The sequence below is a fragment of the Acinetobacter sp. ANC 4636 genome, from assembly GCF_054454555.1.
This window is the reverse complement of sequence record NZ_JBTKVD010000017.1, coordinates 1-19,663: the sequence shown is the minus strand read 5'-3', so window position 1 is coordinate 19,663 and position 19,663 is coordinate 1. Positions and strand designations below refer to the sequence as shown.

The 19,663-nt window shown below is 35.0% G+C and carries 22 protein-coding genes and 2 pseudogenes; 15 read left to right on the top strand and 9 right to left on the bottom strand.

The window, feature by feature from the left end; all coding sequences use genetic code 11:
• The first annotated feature begins 50 nt into the window (after positions 1-50).
• The 6 genes from ACX1N5_RS14035 to ACX1N5_RS14010 all read left to right on the top strand — a co-directional run bounded on the left by ACX1N5_RS14035 (position 51) and on the right by ACX1N5_RS14010 (position 6,288).
• Entirely contained in the window at positions 51-1,478 is a 1,428-nt protein-coding gene (locus ACX1N5_RS14035) for an aminotransferase-like domain-containing protein (RefSeq protein ID WP_131382484.1), read from the top strand.
• A 971-nt stretch (positions 1,479-2,449) separates the two neighbouring features.
• Entirely contained in the window at positions 2,450-2,836 is a 387-nt protein-coding gene (locus ACX1N5_RS14030) for a type IV pilin protein (RefSeq protein ID WP_131382483.1), read from the top strand.
• 13 nt (positions 2,837-2,849) lie between these two features.
• Entirely contained in the window at positions 2,850-3,314 is a 465-nt protein-coding gene (locus ACX1N5_RS14025; protein ID WP_131382482.1) for a pilus assembly FimT family protein, read from the top strand.
• The gene (locus ACX1N5_RS14020) at positions 3,292-3,669 is read left to right on the top strand and encodes a prepilin-type N-terminal cleavage/methylation domain-containing protein (protein ID WP_131382481.1); all 378 of its coding nucleotides are present in this window, start codon (positions 3,292-3,294) and stop codon (positions 3,667-3,669) included. The genes ACX1N5_RS14025 and ACX1N5_RS14020 overlap by 23 nt, the downstream gene beginning before the upstream one ends.
• Positions 3,666-4,271: a PilW family protein gene (locus ACX1N5_RS14015; RefSeq protein WP_458803084.1), complete on the top strand. Its 606-nt coding sequence runs from the start codon at positions 3,666-3,668 to the stop codon at positions 4,269-4,271. Before ACX1N5_RS14020 ends, ACX1N5_RS14015 begins: the two co-directional genes overlap by 4 nt.
• A 13-nt stretch (positions 4,272-4,284) precedes the next feature.
• Positions 4,285-6,288 (top strand): hypothetical protein, encoded by a 2,004-nt coding sequence (locus ACX1N5_RS14010; RefSeq protein WP_458803082.1) that lies wholly within the window; start codon positions 4,285-4,287, stop codon positions 6,286-6,288.
• 129 nt (positions 6,289-6,417) lie between these two features.
• Here the strand turns inward: ACX1N5_RS14010 and ACX1N5_RS14005 are convergent, their stop codons facing one another.
• Positions 6,418-7,050 carry a CatB-related O-acetyltransferase gene (locus ACX1N5_RS14005; protein WP_458803080.1) on the bottom strand — a complete coding sequence of 211 codons (633 nt, stop codon included), beginning with the start codon at positions 7,048-7,050 and terminating at the stop codon, positions 6,418-6,420.
• A gap of 256 nt (positions 7,051-7,306) precedes the next feature.
• Between ACX1N5_RS14005 and ACX1N5_RS14000 the strand changes: the two genes are divergently transcribed.
• On the top strand, positions 7,307-7,606 hold the full coding sequence (locus tag ACX1N5_RS14000; protein ID WP_131382477.1) for a DUF4258 domain-containing protein: 300 nt from the start codon (positions 7,307-7,309) through the stop codon (positions 7,604-7,606).
• 6 nt (positions 7,607-7,612) lie between these two features.
• Positions 7,613-8,080, top strand: coding sequence for a helix-turn-helix domain-containing protein (locus ACX1N5_RS13995; protein WP_131382476.1), 468 nt, complete (start codon positions 7,613-7,615; stop codon positions 8,078-8,080).
• Positions 8,081-8,356: 276 nt separating this feature from the next.
• On the opposite strand, the gene ACX1N5_RS13990 is transcribed toward ACX1N5_RS13995, so the two are convergent.
• The gene (locus tag ACX1N5_RS13990; protein WP_131382475.1) at positions 8,357-8,983 is read right to left on the bottom strand and encodes a helix-turn-helix transcriptional regulator; all 627 of its coding nucleotides are present in this window, start codon (positions 8,981-8,983) and stop codon (positions 8,357-8,359) included.
• 256 nt (positions 8,984-9,239) lie between these two features.
• On the opposite strand from ACX1N5_RS13990, the gene ACX1N5_RS13985 reads away from it, so the two are divergent.
• Entirely contained in the window at positions 9,240-10,211 is a 972-nt protein-coding gene (locus ACX1N5_RS13985) for a threo-3-hydroxy-L-aspartate ammonia-lyase (protein WP_458803078.1), read from the top strand.
• A gap of 636 nt (positions 10,212-10,847) precedes the next feature.
• The gene (locus tag ACX1N5_RS13980; protein WP_458803076.1) at positions 10,848-12,110 is read left to right on the top strand and encodes a tyrosine-type recombinase/integrase; all 1,263 of its coding nucleotides are present in this window, start codon (positions 10,848-10,850) and stop codon (positions 12,108-12,110) included.
• A 20-nt stretch (positions 12,111-12,130) separates the two neighbouring features.
• On the opposite strand, the gene ACX1N5_RS13975 is transcribed toward ACX1N5_RS13980, so the two are convergent.
• Genes ACX1N5_RS13975 through ACX1N5_RS13960 form a run of 4 tightly spaced genes read right to left on the bottom strand, consistent with a single transcriptional unit; the run spans position 12,131 to position 14,021 of the window.
• Entirely contained in the window at positions 12,131-12,400 is a 270-nt protein-coding gene (locus ACX1N5_RS13975) for a DNA-binding protein (RefSeq protein WP_458803074.1), read from the bottom strand.
• Between the two features lie 8 nt (positions 12,401-12,408).
• Positions 12,409-12,933: a hypothetical protein gene (locus ACX1N5_RS13970; RefSeq protein WP_458803072.1), complete on the bottom strand. Its 525-nt coding sequence runs from the start codon at positions 12,931-12,933 to the stop codon at positions 12,409-12,411.
• The gene (locus tag ACX1N5_RS13965; protein ID WP_458803070.1) at positions 12,930-13,121 is read right to left on the bottom strand and encodes a hypothetical protein; all 192 of its coding nucleotides are present in this window, start codon (positions 13,119-13,121) and stop codon (positions 12,930-12,932) included. Before ACX1N5_RS13965 ends, ACX1N5_RS13970 begins: the two co-directional genes overlap by 4 nt.
• Positions 13,122-14,021, bottom strand: a complete 900-nt coding sequence (locus tag ACX1N5_RS13960; protein ID WP_458803069.1) for a hypothetical protein — start codon at positions 14,019-14,021, stop codon at positions 13,122-13,124. It lies immediately after the preceding gene.
• A 159-nt stretch (positions 14,022-14,180) separates the two neighbouring features.
• Here ACX1N5_RS13960 and ACX1N5_RS13955 point away from each other — a divergent pair.
• The 5 genes and pseudogenes from ACX1N5_RS13955 to ACX1N5_RS13935 all read left to right on the top strand — a co-directional run.
• Positions 14,181-14,453 (top strand): annotated as a pseudogene (locus tag ACX1N5_RS13955) (hypothetical protein); the annotation flags it as partial.
• A complete protein-coding gene (locus tag ACX1N5_RS13950; protein WP_458803067.1) occupies positions 14,450-14,905 on the top strand; it encodes a hypothetical protein in 456 nt (151 codons plus the stop codon). The pseudogene ACX1N5_RS13955 and the gene ACX1N5_RS13950, both read left to right, overlap by 4 nt.
• A 154-nt stretch (positions 14,906-15,059) precedes the next feature.
• Entirely contained in the window at positions 15,060-15,368 is a 309-nt protein-coding gene (locus tag ACX1N5_RS13945) for a hypothetical protein (RefSeq protein WP_458803065.1), read from the top strand.
• A gap of 205 nt (positions 15,369-15,573) precedes the next feature.
• Positions 15,574-15,879: a hypothetical protein gene (locus ACX1N5_RS13940; RefSeq protein WP_458803063.1), complete on the top strand. Its 306-nt coding sequence runs from the start codon at positions 15,574-15,576 to the stop codon at positions 15,877-15,879.
• 519 nt (positions 15,880-16,398) lie between these two features.
• Positions 16,399-17,106 (top strand): hypothetical protein, encoded by a 708-nt coding sequence (locus tag ACX1N5_RS13935; protein ID WP_458803061.1) that lies wholly within the window; start codon positions 16,399-16,401, stop codon positions 17,104-17,106.
• 89 nt (positions 17,107-17,195) lie between these two features.
• Here ACX1N5_RS13935 and ACX1N5_RS13930 read toward each other — a convergent pair whose 3' ends face one another.
• The 3 genes and pseudogenes from ACX1N5_RS13930 to ACX1N5_RS13920 all read right to left on the bottom strand — a co-directional run.
• Positions 17,196-18,953, bottom strand: coding sequence for an AIPR family protein (locus tag ACX1N5_RS13930; RefSeq protein ID WP_458803059.1), 1,758 nt, complete (start codon positions 18,951-18,953; stop codon positions 17,196-17,198).
• Between the two features lie 318 nt (positions 18,954-19,271).
• Positions 19,272-19,466, bottom strand: a complete 195-nt coding sequence (gene xseB, locus ACX1N5_RS13925; protein WP_458803057.1) for an exodeoxyribonuclease VII small subunit — start codon at positions 19,464-19,466, stop codon at positions 19,272-19,274.
• Positions 19,456-19,663: pseudogene (locus ACX1N5_RS13920) on the bottom strand (exodeoxyribonuclease VII large subunit); the annotation flags it as partial. The pseudogene ACX1N5_RS13920 and the gene xseB, both read right to left, overlap by 11 nt.

The following is a 19,663-nucleotide window of genomic DNA, read 5'->3' as shown; positions in this document are numbered from 1 at the left end:
GAAAGAAGTCGCTGATCATTTTTTCAACATTGGGTTTGTCTTGATAACTTATGTATAAATCAGAACAACTGGCGCGCAGCATACGGGCACTTATTGAAAATGGTTCATGGCAAGCCCACAGCAAACTTCCATCCTTGCGTGAACAGGTGCAGCGTTCGGGCTTTAGCTTAATGACGGTACTGAATGCCTATCAGGAACTTGAAGCGCAAGGTCTGGTCTATTCCAAAGAAAAATCGGGTTATTTTGTTGCTGGGAATTTGGCTACACAAGCGCTAGCGCATCACCCTGAAACCAATCTCAACGCCCATATTGAAATTAACTCTCAGGTTTTTAATTATTTAAAAGCTACACAGGATGAAGAAATTGTACCGCTCGGTTCGGCATTTCCTTGTTCGGACTTGCTCTATAATGCCAAGTTGATGCAAATTATTGCTCAGCATGCCAAGCGTAAACGCAGCTATTTGAATTCAGATAGTATGCCTCCAGGTAATCTGGAATTGCGTAAAATTATTGCGAGTCGCTATAGTCTGCAAGGCATTCCAACCGATGCTAATGATATTGTCATTACCTCTGGTGCATTGGAGGCGCTTAATCTTTCCTTACAAGCCCTGACCAAAGCAGGCGATTTTATTTTACTTCAGCAAAATATTTTCTACGGCGCATGGCAAGCGGCGGAACGGCTAGGTTTAAAGGTGATTACCATTCCTGAGCATCCGCAACATGGCTTTGATTTGGCTTCATTTGAAGCTGCATTGAATAAATACCCGATTAAAGTCTGTTGGCTCATGCTCAATTCACATAATCCGATTGGCTTTACAGTCAGTAATGACATTAAATTTCAAATTGCCAAATTGCTGCATGAACATCAGGTGTATTTGATTGAAGATGATGTCTATCAGGAGCTCTATTACGGCGCACAAAAACCGCTGCCGATGAAGTATTTTGATCAGCATAACTATGTGTTGCACTGTTCTTCATTTTCCAAAACCATAGGCATGGGGACTCGAATAGGGTGGGTTCATGTCGGTAAATTTTCCAATGCCATTCAGCATTTACAGATGATGAGTACGCTATCCGCCAGTACTTTGGTGCAACATGCTCTAGTGGATTTTTTACCTAGCCATCATTATGAAAAACATTTACGGCAACTGCGGTTGCAGCTTGAACACAATAAACAGGTGTTTTACCAGTTTCTAAAAGCACATTTGTCGATGCAATGTGAGATTTATTATTATTCCAGTGGTTACTTTTTGTGGGTCAAATTGCCTGAACATGTAGATAGCATGTCACTGTATCGGCGATTGCTTGAATATAAAATTGCCATTGCGCCAAGTAGTCTATTTCGTTTGAATACCTTGACACAAAATTTTATCCGGATTAATTGTTCATTCAATCTGAATGAACGGATACAACAGGCATTGGAGCAATTAATCAGTTGTATCCAGCAAGCTATAAATCATCGGTCTGACAGTCATTAATCGTACTTTGATAAGCTACCGTGATATTTATGTTTGACATTAAAGGTGTATTTGTTATATATTTTATCTTTCGAAAGAATACTTACGCTGTAGTTTCTTAGTTTTAACCACATAGTTTCGCGACTATGTGGTTTTTTTATGCTTGAAAATAATTCCATGACTTGAATGGATTAGAATTAACAAAATCTAAGTAATTGATATATAAATATTTAATTTAAATTTCTATACCATTTAAGTTTTGCATGCATAATCAAACTTTATGGGTTTGTTTTCTCCTCATCTTTATCAAAAAGTTTATAAGTGGCTTAAATCGTAATCAGCAAAAGAAATGCAACGTTGATTGGCTTGATTGCAGTTTTTCTATGGAGCTCATTTGTCGGGTTAATTCGTAGTGTTAGCGATTATCTGAGCACTACAAGGGGTACTGTATGATTTATAGCATTGCCTCAGTATTTTTGCTGCATGTAACACTGTTGCTAAATGAACTATCGCAATTTTTTTGTCAGGTCAATTGACCAAAACACTGTTTTGATGTGTTGCATGATCTGGCAATTTTTCATTTATCGTCAGCTAAGGACAATATTTAAAAACAGCTACTGAACTAGAGAAATATAGTCAAATCCATCATGTCCTGTAGTACAAAAATATTCTGATTAATACTCCAGTGATGTATTTCACTTGAAACGAAAATAGATGAAAATCATCACACCTTATGAACATTATTGCTAATGGTGTTTTTTTGATAAAAAATAAAAAAATGATTGAAGCTTATCTTTAGCTTAGGAAAAGTTATTTTTTGTGAATCGCATCACAAAATTTACAATTTTTTTGTTGATATTAAGTTGTTGAATAATATTATTATGTCACTTGGCAATTTAACTTCTTAAAAAATTAAATATGATTTAATGTTTTATTTGTAATAAAATGCCAATTTTTACAAACGAAATAATGGGTTATTACCAAATATAAAGATGAATAACATATCTAAATTTAAAGGTTTTACCTTAATCGAACTGATGATAGTGATTGTCATATTGGCCATAATTGCCAGCTTTGCAATTCCTGCATATGGGAATTATGTGAAGAGAGCACATATTAAAGCTGCTCAATCTGATGTGGTGGCTCTAAGTTTAGTTTTGGAAAATACCTATCAAAGAACCTTAAGTTATCCTGTTGCCACTGCAGCAAATACGGCAGCAGTAAAAACAGCCTTCACCTCATGGAAGCCTAGTGAAGATGTTTTTACCTATGCAGTGACATCTACAGCGAGTAGCTACTCTTTGACAGCGACCAAAGGGAATTGCACTTTAACGATGACAAATACTTCGTCATCCCCAAGTTCATGCGATACCTATTAATCTGGATAAGTTTATGCGCCGTGTCTCAGGGTTTTCACTCATTGAAATAATGGTAACTCTCGCCATTTTGACTATATTGGCAGTTGCAGGAACAGCTTTTACAAGAGACTGGGTTAGGCAAGCTGAAATTACAAAAACAGTTTCTTCTTTGGCGAATGCAGTTAATCTTGCAAAATCTATATCGATCAAAAATGAGAGAGGCTTCACAGATAACTCAGCCACAGCTCAGATTTGCTTAAATAATAATACGTTATCTGTTTATAAACCAACATCTACAACAGTTGCCAGTTGCAATTCTACATCTATTTATACTTTTGAATTGCCTTCAGATATTCAGGTGAAAGATACATCTAATACCGCTTTAACATGCATTGCTTTTGGGCATTTAGGCAATCAAATTCCTGTTTCAACGTGTACCAATGACAAACTTATAACAATAACCAACGGCAATTTAAATGAAACCTACACATTTAACTAATCTTGGTCAGAAAGGCTCAACCTTGCTAGAAGCATTGGTTGCATTACTTTTAACGGGCATTATTGCTTTAGGGGGAGCTGTGAGTATTGGCAAAATATTGCAGACACATCGACAAAGTAACATCCAGCAAATCGCGGTTAGTCAGTTAAGAGTGTTATTACAGTCAGGCAGCAGTTTATGCACGACAACATCGACACCAACAATAAGTGTGAATAACACAACCTTGAATGTCAGTGTTACCTGTACTGAAAAAAGTATTACTGTTAATGGCGCCGCTGTGACAATAAAAAAACCTGTGTTGAGTGTGACTGATGATTCTCTAGGTGGTGAGGTAAAAGTTGGAGAATCACTATGAAATATAAACAAACAGGATCAACCCTGATTAGTTTGATGATTGGCTTGTTAATTTCGATGTTGTGCCTGATTGCTTTATTAACCCTATTTCGGGCAGTCATGACAACCAGTATTGATTCCCAGCAAAATGCTCAGCAAGACACTCAGGTATTTAATGGTTTAACCATTGCTCAAATGCTTGTGCAAAATGCCGGCTTTGGTTTTTCTTCTGGCAACAATATCTTAGTTGTTCCCAATCAACTGAGTTTAGACAGTGGGATTACCGTTGGTAGTCAGAAAGCAGCTTTGTGGCGTTATTACACTACGATCAATACTTCGAGTACACTAACCTGTCAGGGCATTGCCAGTGTTATGAATAATAATCAGACCAAGCTAATCTTACTTAAAACCAGTGCCTGTGCTCAGACTGCCGCATTGGATAGTTTAAGCTGGACTGTTGATCGGGTATTGGCAACTTTGCCTGCAACTGCAACGATTACATTTAATTTGACAACAGAAACTTGTACTCCATATGGCATAGGTACTGCAGCATCTCATCCTAAACTGATCATTACAGCAAATACATCGAACTTTCCAATTTGCTTATCGAATATTACATCTTGATAGGGGGATTTTTATGATAAAAAAAGCCCAGCCAAATTTAGCAACCTCACAAAAGGGAATCGCTACAATCCTTACTGTGATGCTGGTCGGTGTTGCTCTCATCGTAACGATTTTAAGTACCGCTTATTATATAAGAACGAAGCAGCAAGCAGAGATATCGAGTCATGCTGCCACAAATGCTCAAGCGGGCGCTTGGGCTGGTGTGGAAATTTTGCGCAAGTATTTTGAAAGTTTAAGCAAAAGCCAACTCGAAAGTTTAGCAACAGGCGCAGTAAGTATCAGTGCTTCTGGAATTACAGCATCAATTGATACGATTACGGCACCAGCAACCAGTACAGATCCATATCAAATCGTTGCAACTATTAAAAATAAAAGCACCACATCTCAAGCGGCATCCACAATTCAAGTGCTGTATAAAGTCGCTTCAACCTCAACTTCAACTAGCAGTGGGGGGAGCGGTACTACGACTGGAACCACATCTGCAATGGATATTTATAGCAATCTGGATTTATCTGGTGGGATTACATTTAGTCAAAATGGGACTGGTAAAGTCGCTATTAATGTTTATGGTGACTTTTCAACAGGTGGTGTTGGTTTAAAAGGCATAGATAGCTTAACTACAACAGGGAATGTAAAACTCACCAGTTCCGCACAGATTAATAATATCTATTCAAATGGCAATGTAACTTTAACAGGTAGTGCCTCATCTCAATTAATTTCGGCTAAAGGCTCAATTGATATTACGGGGGGCGGTACACAAGGAGATTTGTATTCTGATCAATATATAAGTCTTGGTGGTGGTGTCAACATAAATAGTGCTAGCACGCTAAGTTATATTGACTGGAAAAGTGGAGGAACTGCTCAAACTTTTACTGCTGGAAGTTATGTCAATATTAGTAATGGCCAAGTTAAAACAACTCTGGCGAAAGGTAACGTGACGATGTCAGGTTGGCCAACCATCACAAATGCAACCAGTGAAGCAACTTTGACGTGTACCTCTGTAAACTGGTCGAGTTACAGTTTATTAAAAGCAGTGAAATTTACATCTTGCCCACAAAATAACACTCAGATTTTACCCGCAGGCACAAATTCTATTGTGGCAACAGGCGCTTTAGTCACAGTGACCGCACCAAGTAAACCAATTGTGAATGCTTTAAGTTACGAGTCACAGGCAAATTATATCTTGAGTGTGGATAGCAGTAAAAATATTATTGTCACTGTACAAAATGTGAATGGAATTCCAAATGGTAATTATCATATTGCTTCATACGTAGAAAACTACAATACCTACATAGGACAGTTATGTAGCAGCGTGGATAAGAAAAATATTTGTACGAGTACCCCAGTTGGTTATATCTATCCAAAATATTCACGCGCCGATGTTATTGCCTACAGTGGAGGAACCTGGTCTTTAAATATCAACGGGAATTCAGGCTATCCTTCCTTGGCTCCTGGCGTATTTTTATTTAAAGGGGACTTAAAGCTTCTGCAAGGTAAGTATGTAAATACTTTCTTATCGACAGGAAACATCGATTATGGTGGCTCTATTACCTCGCAGGCTCCAAACTATGCTGGAGCAAGTGTGGTTTGTAATAGTACTGATTTCGGTCGACCAACCAATTTATGTAGTTCAAGTACTTCCTTAATTCCTGCAAGTATTGGCAATATTGCTTTATTGGCAGGCTCATGTACAAATGCCACAACAGTTGCTTTATGTCAGTCTACATATACTGGTGGGAATATTTCCTTGGGTGCGCAAGCTACAGTATATGGTAATGTGATAGCAGGTAACCTGTTAAGTACATCTGGTGATAGTAAAATCGTAGGTTCTCTATCGGCGGCAGGTCTTGGTGATACCAGTAAGGGGTCTAAGTTTACAGGTTCAACAACTATTGATCTCTCAACCTTAAAAGATCACCCTGATTTTTCAACAGGTAGTGGAACCTCAAGTTCAGGCTCTGGTTCAAGCAGTTCTACAGCAACTACAGCAACTGTTCAGTGGGCGCGTTATTTATAAGTAAATATCTTTGAGAAAAAGGCTCTTTGATGAGCCTTTTTTATTTTGAATATCCTCAAGATTTGAGTCCAGAAGATTTGATCTTGTTCAACAAAAACGCCGTTTGATTATATATGCTGTAAAGGTTTGCTAAGCAGTACGATTTTGTAAAAACTCAATCAAGGTATCGACATTATCAGATTGCAAATTTTCTCTGATTTTTAACAAGACTTTTTCATCTAAATCATAAATCTTGGCAGACAGCAATTTCTGTATGGCATCAGGTGAAAAGCGATATTTCATAATCTGAGCAGGAACACCTGCAACCACAGTATAAGGTGGCACATCTTTGGTCACAACTGCGCCTGTTGCCACAATAGCACCTTCACCAAGTTTGACGCCCTGCATGATCATGGCACGACTACCAATCCAGCAGCCATCCCCAATGATTGTATCTCCTGCAGGTACAAAACTGCGGGTATCGAATGGAAATGCTGAAATCCAGTCTGTGCGATGTAACTGATTACCCCCCATCATAATCACACATTCTGCACCAAAGCACACAAAGTTACCGATATAAAGCTGATCGATCTGATTTGCAGATGTTGAAGGTTTATTGTGTAAATATCTAACGACACATCTTTCAAACCCGCTATCCCAAAAAGCACTGTAATAACTATAGTTACCCCGAATATGGATATTGGGGTTTTTCACCGTTTTTGAGATAAATTCAAATTCACACCAATGTTTAACTGGGGAGTTGATTGCGAAATCTTGTGCCATATGTAGGGTAAGCCAATAAAACAGATTTTTCATTTTACCTATTATTAATGGTTGTTGACACCTCATCTACGATCAATGTTATTACAGGTACCTGTGGATATGGTTAAAATTGGTGGATGATTATCTGTTAGCCTTAAAGATTTAAACAGCCTTAATTTATATAATGCTTGCAAATCTCTTATCAAATGATAAATAATAATGAACCGTCAAAATTTGACGGTTTTCCATCATTAGCCCACTGCATAGTATCTTGATTATGTGTTTAACCTCAGCAGAAGCAAAACTAAAACTTCGAGAATTTGCCACTGACACAAGCAAGATTAAGCTTTCCAAGCATGCAAGAGAGCGAATGAAAGAGAGAAATATCTCGTTCAAGCAGATTATTTGCTGTTTTGAACATGGAGATATTACCGAAGGACCGTATATGAATATTCGTGGAGATTACCAACTCAATTTATCTGTTCGTACTGCTGGCGAATACATAACAACTGCTGTGGTGATCAAAATGAACGAGAACGGAGATTCTTCGATAGTTGTCACTACATTTAAAGAGTAATTCTATATGTATCACTATGAAGAAAGCGGTTTAAGCAATGTATGGTTGCAAAATGGTTATACCATTGAAGATGATGAAGATTATGGCGAGCTTGTTTCCATCCATGCTGTTCATGAACTTCATAATGCCATTGGCCTGTACTTGATTATGCAAAAGCCAGATCTTACTGGTGAAGAAATTCGTTTCTTGCGTAAAGAACTCAATTTGTCACAAAAGAATCTTGCAGGCGTGCTGGGCGTAGGTGAAACAAGTGTGCGTTCATGGGAAGCTGATCGTGGACAGATTGGGAAGCCAGCAGAGCTATTGTTACGTGCTTTATATAAAGAGCATGCACAAGGTGATGGTGCACTTAGAAATATGATTGAGCAGTTGAATCATCAGGAAAGAACTTTAGTTCCAAACGAAATTAGTTTTTCTTATGGTGCAAACCACTCTTGGCATCATAGTCGTATGGATGTTAATAGCAGAGCATAAGAGAAGCACCTAAGGGTGCTTTTTTATGTTCAGTTTTTATTGGCTGGCGATGCATCCAGAAGTATTGAGAAATTTCTGAACGCCTACTTCTCAAGTGCATACGGTCAGGACTGATTCTTTGACTAGATGACTTTGATCTAGATCAATTAGAACGAGCAATTCAAATCAAATTTTATCTGGAGTGATTAGGTCATTAATTATCTCTGATAATAGATTGAATTTAATACTAATGATGCGTCATAAGTGATAATTCAAACTGAATAGGCAGCTTTTTGCCTAAAGATCCTTAAAATATAAATAAGCACTTGCTCTTGATATTCCTAGGTGTTGAGCGACTGTCTCTATTGCCTTTTTAATATCTAAGAGGCCATTTTGCTTTAATTCAGCCATGAGCTCTTTTCTTTCGTTGAGTTTCAGCATCTGTGGAGTTTTTGCATGTTTAGATGCATATTGATCAATATATTTTCTAATTGCTTCACTACCACTAGGTTCTAAATGCTCAACAATACTATTTGTATCAATATGCGTAAAACATTCTAATGCACTTTGCATTCCCCTAAATAAAGTTAAATCAATATTCATACATAATGCTGCTATATATTGCCCATTTGTATCTTTAATTCCGATAGATGTACTTTTTGCGGGGCGACCATCTGCAAATTGATTTGCGTAATTTGCAATCAAACTAGGAAATTCTGGTGACATAATTCTTGCAAGTCCCAACTCTGTAGCAGGATCACCAATATTTCTACCAGATAGATTGTTATGTATTGCAAGTATTGAATGTTCAGGATTAGTGAGGTCATGAACTACAACTTCACAAAATGGAGCAAGTGTTTCACTTAACCCTTGAGCAATCATATCTAATTGTTTTAATAGATGCTTTTCATCTATGCCTGACATTTTCACTCCAAATTAAATATCTTATAGAAGACGTATTAACCATTTTATATTTTTTATAGACAAATTCACTTCATTTTTAGATTTTTTGTCTAAAAATAAAATTATTGTAAATCAATTTTTTATAGTTTATCGATTTAAAATACATGAAATAAATTATACAAATTATCTAATAATGTATATTTTATCTAATATTGTTAACCGAATATGTTTTTAGTTGCATCTGTTTAATTTTTTATTTTATATAGGTTTTTTTGACATGCAAGAACAGAGACTTCCAACATTTGATGATGTCATTGCTGCAGCTCAACGTATCAATCATCATATAAATAAAACACCTGTATTAACCTCTAGAACGGCAGATAGAGACTTTGGTGCCAAAATATTTTTTAAATGTGAAAATTTCCAACGCATAGGCGCGTTTAAGTTTCGCGGTGCAATGAATGCTTTGGCTCAATTGAATGATGTACAAAGAGCTGCTGGTGTTGTTGCGTATTCTTCTGGAAATCATGCTCAAGGCGTTGCTTTATCAGCTAAAATTTTGGGAATTCCTGCAACAATTATTATGCCTCATGATGCTCCTGCTGCAAAAAAAGCAGCAACCAAAGGCTACGGTGGAAATGTAATTGAATATAACCGTTATACGGAAGACCGAGAAGAAATTGGGCAAGCATTAGCGAAAGAAAAAGGCCTAACTTTAATTCCACCTTATGATCATCCGCATGTGATCGCAGGTCAGGGGACTGTAGCTAAGGAACTATTTGAAGAGGTTGGTGAGTTAGATGCTTTATTTGTCTGCCTTGGTGGTGGTGGGCTATTAGCAGGTTCAGCTTTGTCTGCAAGGCATTTATCGCCAAATTGTAAAATATACGGGGTTGAACCTGATGCAGGTAATGATGGTCAACTATCTTTTCAAAAAGGTGAAATTGTACATATAGATACTCCACAAACAATTGCTGATGGAGCACAAATCCAACATTTAGGTCAATATAATTTTTCCATTATCAAAGAAAAAGTTGATGATATTTTAACAGTGCCAGATGATGAGTTAATTAACTCAATGCGCTTCTTTGCAGAACGTATGAAAATGATTGTGGAACCAACAGGGTGTCTTGGTTTTACAGCAGCGAGAATGCTCAAAAAAGAGTTAAAGGGCAAAAGAATTGGAGTCATTATCAGTGGCGGTAATATTGATATAGCTCGCTATAGTCAATTACTGGCTGGAATTTAAGTTTTAACAAAAACAAGAGCATGTGAATCATCAAAATAGTCTCATGAATTTTATTGAGGCTATTTTGATGAAGAAAACAAAAAACTTTATTCAGCGATATACACTACCTTGACAATTGAAAAAATTGCATGCATTGCTGGTGAATATCCAATGTGGGGTGGGCTTCAATTAAAGTCGAATAGTGGTTCACTTTCGTTATGGCAAAGACGTGCGATGTGCTGAAACCTTTTTTATTTAGCACAATTTTATATTTATCTGCGGGTTAAAAGCTTTAATATATAAGCCCCAAGTTGACAAATGATACGAGTCTAAAAAATATTTTTTATGATTTGTAGACTGTTGAAACACAATTGAGGGTAATTGAATGCAAGTTGGTACAACCTTTAAAAATATTAAGCTATTGAAAATACTACGGAATACGACTAAATGCTAAGTATTCCAATCCGCAGCAAACTAGGTGCTTTTTATTTTTTCTATAATACACCCATAGATTTATAAAAATTATTAATCTTTATAAAACATATATTTAATAAATTAAATCACGGCTTTTATTGTTTGACTTTTTTGCTTGTAGACTATTTGTAGACTGTTGAGAAAAATGTTTAACTTTAGACTTTAAATCCTAGATGTATAGGCATGAAACTTAATAAATCTAATGTTGATGCTATTCCATTAACAGAGAAAGGTCAAAAAATTTACAGAGATTCTGAATTAATTGGGTTTGCTGTTAGAGCAACAACAAAGAGTAAAAGCTTTATTGTAGAGCGACGAGCTCAAGGTGAATTATTCCGTATCGTAATTGGTAAAACAAATGAAATACCGGCTTTAAGTGCAAGAGCTAAAGCACAATTAATCCTGGCACAGATTGCGAACGGAGAATACACAAAGCCAACTAAAAATCAGACAATTAACAATCCTACTGACTTAACAGTTGGAGAGTCATTAGAAATTTATATCCAGAGAAATGACTTTAAACCAAAAACCATCCGCCAGTACCGTAAATATTTCGATCTTTATCTAGGATGGTCGAATCGAAAAATATTTGAAATTACAAAAAATGAAGTACTAAATAAATTTATCGAGATTTCAATAAAAAGCCCATCATCAGCAAATGGCTCAGTCTCTCTATTAGGTACTCTTTGGAAATATATGCATGTACTTTATTCAAGTGATCAAAACCCAATCCTTAGGTCAAATCCAGTTGATGTAATTGCTATCACTAAAGGCTGGAATTCTATTAAACGTAGAGAAAGGCACTTAAATAAAGATGTCATTTATAAATATTACCAGGCTGTTCTCAACTATGAGGATGAACTTAATTTAGAAAATACAGCTCGATCAAATACACATCGCGATATTGTCTTATTTACTATGTACACAGGATGCCGCCGCCAGGAAGTATGCCAGTTAAAATGGACTGATATTGATTTTAAGTCTGGTACAGTGATATTTCGAGATACAAAGAATGGTTCAGATCATTTTTTCCCAATTGGTGATCACTTATTATCGATACTTAAAAACCGTTTTCTTCTAAGAGAAAATGATTGGGTTTTCCCAGCAACTAAGATACCAACATCACATAATATGCATGCAACGAAAGTTGATACGCTACTAAATAGAGTAGGTGCGGAAGTTGATTACTATGTTTCTATGCATGATTTTCGCCGTACATTCGCCACAATCTGTAACCTACTTAGATTTAATATTTATGTGACCAAACGCCTATTAAACCATACTGCAAAGCCACGTTTAGATGTAACTGGTGGTTATGTACAGATTCCAATGGAGGAATTAAAAGCCTCTATGAATATGATAGAAGCTGTATATCAACAAAAAGTTGATTGTTTTAATTATGAATCTGTATGGGATGAACGTTTAAGAGAAATTAAGGCGAGATAATCTCGCCATTCCTAAAATAATTAGCTCGATAGCTGGGCTGTACAAGTTACAGTCTTATTAGCTTCATATACTAGAACGTCACGTTTTTTATAACTAACGCGACGACCTATTTTGCGGAATGGTAATTCATTCCCATTACAACGCATTTTTGCTAGTGTCCAAGGTGAACAGTCCAAATATAGAGCAACAACTTCCTGAGGGAAACTTTGACCTTCAGGTGCTTCGATGAAGCCTCTAAGAAGTTCTTGTTTCTTTAGTTCAGATGAATCTGATAAATTTTTTAATGCCATTCTACGCCTCACTTGATTGCATTCAATATTTTGTCTAGTTTTCCTGTTGTTTGGAGATTATCTAAGCGCTCCATAGCATCTGCTGCACGTTCCAACAGGTTAGTCATTCGCTCTAACTTGTCAAAATTGGCAGCAGACTCAATCTTCTTTACACCATTTGCAAGCTTTTCAACGGCATCGCGTACATGACCACTTGTTTTCTTCGCCGTATCACATATCTCAGCTTGTTGAACTCGCAGTTTTGAAACCTCTCCACTTAATTCACGTATAAAACCTTTCACTTCTTCAGTTGCTTTATTGATTTCTGTACTCATATTTTTTGCCGCACTTTTAAAAAAATTTTTATCTTTAATTTGGGGAAGAATCACTTTCTCAGCAATATCATCTTGATCAAATACAACCTCAATTTTCCCATTGATTTTGACTTGATGCATTTTTACGCCAAGTCGACTTAATTCATTGTTTTGATCTTTAATTGGCACTGCAACAGAGCCAAATGCTTTTGTAGATGGTTTTGGTAAGAGTTCATTCATACTTTGGCATTCACCGTATGTTTGTTAATTTCAGCCTGTGCAACTTGCTCTGCCAATAAGTACGCCTTGTCAGCAATGTCACATAGGCGCTGATATTGTTGTTTATTCAAGGAGTGTTCTTTGCAGAATGCTTTTAAGTCATTCTCAATTTCTTGACTGAGTTTTTGAGGACCAGCCATATTCATCATTTAGCCCTCAACATTCTCAGTTCGACTCATGTGAACACCTAAGACTTTGCTACCTTGTGTTCTCCAAATGACATCATCCAAACCAAATGCATCTTTAAGGAGACTGGTAATTTGATCTTTATCTAAAAAGAGATTATGCGTTTTAACCGTTGTAGTTTGGATTAGTGACTTGCAGCTTTCCAATGAAGGAATAGCAACTCGTTTAGGTTGCGCATTTGATGAAATATCTTCATTTTTTACAGGTAAATATTCACTTTTAGGTGCCTTATATTCATTTTTAACTGGTGAATATTCATTTTCACGTGGTTTATATTCGGGGTGTTCTGGATCAAAGAATTTCTGAATTATGTCCTTGTGTGTATTACCAAGGCTATCGATAAAATCACCTGCAGCTTTAGCATCTTCAAGATTTTCACTATGTTTTTTTATAATACATGCAGATGCAATAATATTTTCTATAGAGTCACCAACAAGATCAGTCATGAAATCTAAAGACAATCCGTCATATTGTTTAATAACAGCATGTATGCGATCTTCCTTTTTCTTTAGTGCCTTTATTTCAGCAGAAGATAAACGACCACCCAATTTCATTGGTTGCTTAATATTTTCAGTATTTGATTTTTTCAAAACTTTTATCTCTGGATCAGGTAAAGGTTGCTGTGCTTTTTGATCAGTACTTTTTTTCGCACTTAGAGGTAGCTTATAAACGCCGTCATCCAACTCTAAATTCAAGGCGGGAAGGACTTGTTTAAGTGTTTTATTGCTTAGTCTGCATACAGTCATGAGTTGTGACATCGTTAAACCAAATGGATCGCCACTTAAAGCATTTAAAACACTGGTTTTAGCTTGATCAAAAGCAGTCGCTGCATTGTGATTTTTTAACTCTCTAGCTGAGTTCATGTTTATGCTCTCCAAAGTGCTTCTTTAAACTTTGCATCGATAAGTAGTTGATCAATTTCAGACTCAAGAACTTTGTCAAAAACGTGTGTCATTTGTTTGCCAAAAACTGTTAGCGTTTTTGTGATATTTGAGTATTTCCAGCCCATAACTTTCTCCGAATCATGGGATACTGGTGGACGGGAAAAAGCGCAGGGCGTTGGTTCAGTTAAACGTGATGCTCAGATTTGGGAAGATTTCTGTAAGGAAAATGAGATTAACTACAAGTTGATTCACCCTAAAAACAACATGACCAAAGCTAAAGCAGACATGTTCAAGAAAATGACAGGCTGGACAGGTCGAACCAACGAACATGCTCGAGATGCAGCCATGTTGGTATTTCGCCGTTATGCAAAAGACACAACGATTAAAAGATCTAGCAAGGTAGGGACATGAGTTCAACAGAAATAATCTTTGAAGCAATCCAGGATCTGCATAACCAGGAACAAATCGTAACACGTGAGGTCTTGGCAGAAACGACAGGACTTAAGATGTCTATTGTGGATGATCGGCTTAGCCATCTTGTTGGTTTAGGCCACATTATTAGAGTACAGCGAGGCATCTTTGTTCCGGCACCTAAGCATCGACCAGCACGATTGATATCTAAAACAATGCTGCCAGATGGAACAGTGAAACTAGATATCGGTGATGATGAGGTACTGACACTGACGCCAAGGGAAGCCCGCCAACTCGGTAATCTTATGCTTGCTGAAGCTATGCAGTATGCCAATATTGAAATGGGGCATCATATGGCGATACTGCAAAGTGAGGTTTCAGGTCAGGTACGGAAACTGTCGAAGCAAGTAAACAGCTTACTGGATGTGGGTAAGCAGAGAAAACTTTTATGAGATAGGAAGTAATTTACTAAAAATATTGGTGTAGAATTTAAAATAGTTCATTCATTTAAAAAATAAACTCTTACTAACTAAAACTTAATTATATAAGGAAGAAATATGGCACTCTCCGATTTTCAACTTCCTCCACCAAAAGATTGGCAGAAATTTGAGCGGTTATGTAGAGATATATGGGCAAAGAGTGTGGAATAACCATTACGCTCAATTGAATGGGAGACAGGGGCAGCCTCAATGTGGAGTCGATGTATATGGCTATTTAAATGGTTCTATTGATTGTTTATGTGCAGTGCAATGTAAAGGAAAAGATCAATATAATCATGCTGGGGTAACAGAGGATGAATTGATTGCTGAAGTAAATAAAGCAACAAAATTTTTTCCTAAAATTAAAGATTTTGTGCTAGCCACAACGGCTCCTAATGATGAAAAAATACAAAAACTAGCAAGAGAGCTAAGCTAAAAATATCAGTTTAGTATTACAGTTGAAAGTTGGGATGGTGTAGTTTTTTTATTATCAAAATATAATGACTTAGTTCAATCATATTTAAGTGATTTGAATTATTCAGAAAATAATAAAAATTCTATTTTTTTAGAAATTAGTATAATGAATATATTAGAAACTGGTATTTTAGGATTTAACTATAATTCCAATGTTTTATTAAATTATGATATTTTTTCAACAATATTTTATAGATAGATTAGTTGGTTTTTGTCAGTCAATTGATAATTTTAAGTTAGGAATGAATGAAAATGAAGTTGATGGTAATTTATTTGAGTTGTTTTATGTATTTAGAAATATAGTTTTTGATATAAACAATTATATAAATAATAATTTAGATCATTCAAAGACGTTTGTTATGAATTTTGTATATTCAAAATTTTGGGTGAATCCAGGTCATAATAATATTGGTGGAGAGTATTTAGAGTATAAAAAGAAAATTCTTAGAGCTTTATTTTGTAAGTTGATATAATCAATAAATTATATCATTTTACATTATAACAGATTTTATAATGGGGCGCTTAGTTTAAAATGCTTTCAGCATAATTTTCCGTCTCTTAATGGAGAAAACAAATATATTAATCTAAATCATTTAGTTAAATCAATTTATGATTAAAGTGAGAGAGATTTTGTTTTTTATTCCTGAAATTTAATAATTAGAAACTTACTTATTAATAAAAATTATAATTACTTTGTTTTTAAGGTGGTTGTAATATATTTATGAAAATTCTATCATAAATCATTTTTCCAGTTCTATATTATAGATTCCAGAAATTAAATTTCAATCTAGATATCGCCCATCGCCTAAATTATTGCTCAAGAAAAAGACTCGGCTTTAGGACATGCCTGAGTCAAGTATTAAGGCAAGAACATAGTGTTACAATAAAATTTAAATCTAAGATTTATGAAAGAGGTATATTTCATATGCTGATAAATAATTACTTATATTTTAATTATTTTTACTTAAAATTTATAACTTAAGGGTGTATTAATGTTTTTTTCTGATGACTTAATGCTTGCATTGGCAAATTGGCAAAAAGGGTGGCAAGAGGATCAAAGTAAAAGAAATGAGCTTGCCTCTAAGTTGTTAGACGCTGCTAAAAATTTAGATAAGAAATTCAAAAGTGTATCTTCCCCTTGTTATAGAAAACGGTTTCTTCATCATGGTGAGCTTGAAGCTATTTTTTTGCAAGACAACAAAGATGAAGGTGTGGTTAGTTGGACTATTAATCAAAAATATGCGGAATATTTCAAAGGGCTTCACAAACCTGGAGCAGTGTCAGGAGCTATTTTTGAACATACTCCAAATGACGAGGAGGTCATTGTTAATATTTGCGAATTATGGAAGGATAGTGAGTTTATTGATGCTGCTAATAACTTCAAAATAAAATTTCCAGATGAATCAGAGCCTCTCTTTAATTTTAAAGACACACAATATGAAGTGGTATTAACATCCCCATTGAAAGCCTCAGAAATTATTGCTTTTACAGGGGCATCAAGCCCATTTGATGATTTATGTGAACAATTAGCAATCCCAGAGAAAGATAGAGGTGAGCTTTTTAGACAATTAACACAAAGTGGACTATATCCAAGCGAACTTCGATACACTAGTAGAGAGAGTGCTCAACGGGTTGTTGAAAATTCTATTCGAAAGCTATATGAAAAGTGTCAAGAGTATAAGAATAAGCAATCCTCATGAATAACCTCGTTAGAAGCTGAAAAACTCAAACCTGAGCTATTCTTAGAGTATATCCCCCATTTATTAATGGGGGATATACTCTAACTATTTTAATTTGTATATGTTGAAACCTCATTAATCAGTTCATCTTTAAAAGTGGGGGATTTTGCTGCTTTGTTATTTCCACCATTTTTCAGATAGAGCTGTTTTGTTATATTTATAGCACTATCTAATACAGAATCTATAGACGTTTCTTCTAGCTGTTCTATACTATTAATAGTTGGATTTTTACTATTTGTCATGAGTGCAACAGCAGCATATAGAATATGAAATTTAATATCTGAGCCCTGATTATATTCTAAGCCATCTATATTTCTAGAAACTTCTTCAACTTTTTTACCGTAATAGCTAAGGAGGTAGAACACTTTTAAAGGTGTGTTTGGTGAAAATAGTTTATTATATGAAGACTCATCATCTAATAAAGATGAAGGTCTAGCTCTAGCGTAATCAGGTTTTTGCATTAGTACAGATATTAAGCATTGAGACATAAATGGGATGCTAATAATTTCTTTAGGCTTTTTACCCTCGTTTTTATAAAAATTCTTTCTTCTATCATAAAAGAATCCCTTTGGCTTCAAATATGTTTCAATCTGTCTATGAATTGGATCAGTTGCTCTCAATGATGATTTCGGTATTTGGGTTTGACTATTTGTTGCCTTTATGATTTTATCTCTAACTTCTTCAGAGCTCGGAACAATTATTCTAACTAAAACATTTCTAAATTCAGTATTATCATTTAGTAGGTTATAAGTATTTTCTTTAAAATATCTATAGATTTCAGAGCTAGTTTGTAATCCATTAACAATTTCGGGGTTTTGAATAGTTAATTTTTTGTTTGTTGAAGGTGTAACTTTACTACTTAAAATTGTTACTCCATTATTTAGCCACCAGAAATCTTCACTTGTATTATTATTTAAAGTATCAGCGATTTCTGAATTCACATTATTTTTACCTTGATAATCCCGCACATTAGACTCAAAAATATGTTTAATTAATTTATTTTCATTATCGGTAATAAAATTATAAAGCTCTTTGATATTAACAAGACCAATGTAGGAACTTGTGTTATTTGAAATAGTGTTTTCAACTAAATTTAATTCAAAATCAATATCTTGTTTCTTTTGATAAAGATCAATTAGTTTTTGAGAACCTATAAAATGAACTTTTGCACTAGAATTTGTGAGTTTACTTTTAATCAATAGCTCTAACTCAGTTGCTTGTGCCTGAACATTATGATGAACATCATTACCTTTTGATGTGTAATATATATTAAAATATAATTCACAGCGTTTAGCTATCAATGCTAGATATACTTTTCTTAAAACTGAAAATGCACTCAGTAGTGAAGGGTTGTATCTTGTACTAAAATCTTCAATATTTTTTTCAAGATTTAATAAATTTCCTAAGGAATCTTTTAGTTTTGTGATTGCACTTTCATTAAAGGAATTTTCTAGTTTTGATTGAATAATCACTACTTCTATTTCAATATTTTTTTTATATTTTTCCCTAATGAGCTTTATTGTCAATAAATCATTTTCATGATTTTCTTCATTTTCATCTTCATCATGAATAAAGCAGGTCCAATCGATTAGATCTCCATTAATAAATAGATAGAAATTATCAATTCCACCATCTAAAGGACCATCAACATCTCCTTTATCAATCTCTTCATAGCTTAATTCATTATTTTTTAACAATTGCAGGGCAGAGAAATTCCCGAAAAATTTATTGATGGTAGAGTCGATTTCCAATTCATCTTTTTGATCTTCAAGTATTTGCTGAAGAATAATGTGTGAGTTATTTGACATCTTAGAACCTATAAACTAATGGATATTTTTGTGCGTATGTTTATCAATGATACGCATTATATTTCGATTTCAGAGCTTACCATTAAAATTAATTATTTAAAATTAAATAGATAATATTAAGAGGAAAATTATTTTTCAGGTCAAATTTATATAATCTATGTGATGTTTAACACCTTATACCCAAAACAATAGATCCATGTTAACCAATTAGCAGATAAACACTGGGTAACTCTAGCCATTCATATTTTAGCTGCTACAGCGATAAGTAGTAGGATGTATAGGTATACTACAGAGAAACAACATGTAAGGATTTCACCATCACTCCTTAAATGTTTCATCTAAAGCCTGTTGCACAGCTTCAACACGTGACTTACAGGCTTTATATGCATCCATTGATTCTTCAACGATCTTCATCAAATTATCAATATCAGGTTCTTCCTGAGACTCAAGCAACTCAGCATTGCGCTTTAAAATGTCATAACCTTCTTTAAAGCTTAGTTCTTTATTTGTCATTTGAAATTACCTGTGTAACATGGGCTTCAATTACGCCGTCTTGCATTTCGACTGAAATGGATGAATCTGAAATCTGTTGAATAGATCGAATTGCTTTACCATTTGAGCGAACAATACCGTAACCCTTAGACATCACTTGTTTGGGATTCTGCAGTAGCGTTTCTCTTAAAAGCGATTCAATCTGTGAAGATGCTGTC